This window comes from Cetobacterium sp. ZOR0034 (genome assembly GCF_000799075.1).
Lineage (GTDB): Bacteria > Fusobacteriota > Fusobacteriia > Fusobacteriales > Fusobacteriaceae > Cetobacterium_A.
The window spans coordinates 1-1387 of record NZ_JTLI01000093.1 but is presented as its reverse complement, the minus strand read 5'-3'; the positions used below and the strand labels follow the sequence as shown (position 1 = coordinate 1387).

General features: G+C 24.3%; 2 protein-coding genes. Both read left to right on the top strand.

Annotated elements, in window-relative coordinates; genetic code table 11:
• Positions 1-547 precede the first annotated feature (547 nt).
• Positions 548-778, top strand: coding sequence for a type II toxin-antitoxin system RelB family antitoxin (relB, locus tag L992_RS12335; RefSeq protein ID WP_047396597.1), 231 nt, complete (start codon positions 548-550; stop codon positions 776-778).
• Positions 778-1047: a type II toxin-antitoxin system RelE/ParE family toxin gene (locus tag L992_RS12330; RefSeq protein WP_197053440.1), complete on the top strand. Its 270-nt coding sequence runs from the start codon at positions 778-780 to the stop codon at positions 1045-1047. The genes relB and L992_RS12330 overlap by 1 nt, the downstream gene beginning before the upstream one ends.
• Positions 1048-1387 lie beyond the last annotated feature (340 nt).

Here is a 1387-nt window from a genome sequence, read left to right as displayed (position 1 = left end):
TACGGGATAATACCGTTTTTTGTACGGGATAATACCGTTTTTTGTACGGGATAATACCGTTTTTTGTACGGGATAACCTTAAATAAGCATTGATTTTATTGGGCTAAATTAATGCCGAAAGTATTTAAAAGAATTAAAAGAAAAAAAGATTCTAAAGATACGCGTACGCGAAGAAAAAAGAATTTGAATTTTTTAAAATTTTATAAAACAACAAAAAACTTAAAATAATCAATTTAAAATTCTAAACCCACATTCTAAACCACATTTAAACGCTCTAAAATGCCTTAAAAAATAAGTTTAACACATTTTAGCATAAAATACTTGTGTCGATGATTACACATAGCTTAAAATAGATTTTGTAAAGAATTAGTTATTTTTTTAATAATTAAAAAAAATTAAGAAATTTCAGAATTTTTACTAAATTTTAGATTTGCTTTGTATTTACTGGGTTAAATGATATTTTTAGCTTAAAATTAATAAAAAACCTCTTGTAAATAACCAAAATAAGTATTACAATTGTAATACGAAATATTAAAGGAGGTTTTTTATGTCAATTATTTCTGTTAGATTAAATACTGATGAAGAACTATTATTAAAAAAAGTTGCTGATTTTGAAGGTGTTGGGCTTTCTAGTTATATAAAAAAAATAGTTTTTGAAAGATTGGAAGAAGAATATGATTTAAAAGTTGCTGAAAATGCTTATAAAACTCATGTAGAATCAAACCAAAAAACTTACTCTTTTGATAGTGTAATTGAGGAATTAGGAATTGATTTATGATTAAATATAAAGTTGAATTTTCAGAAACATCTTTAGGGCATTTAAAAAAATTAGATAAATCAGTTCAAACAATTATTTTAAAATGGATTAAAAAAAATCTTGTTGATTGTAATAATCCTAAAGCACATGGAAAAGCATTAGTAGGAAATAAAAAAGGATTTTGGAGATACAGAGTAGGTAACTATAGATTACTTTGTAATATCCATGATGAGGTATTAACTATATTAGTTCTTGAAGTAGGACATAGAAGTGAAATTTATAAAAAATAAATTGAGATTTTAACATAAATATTTTATAATTTTAGTACAAAGCTGAATAAGGAATAAAAACCAAAGAAAATAGAGAGATTTGCACATCTCTCTATTTTTTATAAAAAAATCTTGATAATAATTTATTTCTACAGTAGTATATATTATAGGTTATTAGCCTATAATATATACTGGAGGTGTATGATTTTATGAAAAAAGCTTCAGAACAAAAAATTTTTGCTAAAGCATATGAAATTAAAGAAAAAATTATTAATTCTAGTAAAATTGTGAACTACCCCGCCCTAAAGAGGACGGGGCTTCGTGGGAAGTATCTTAGTAATTTAAGATATCTTAATCACGC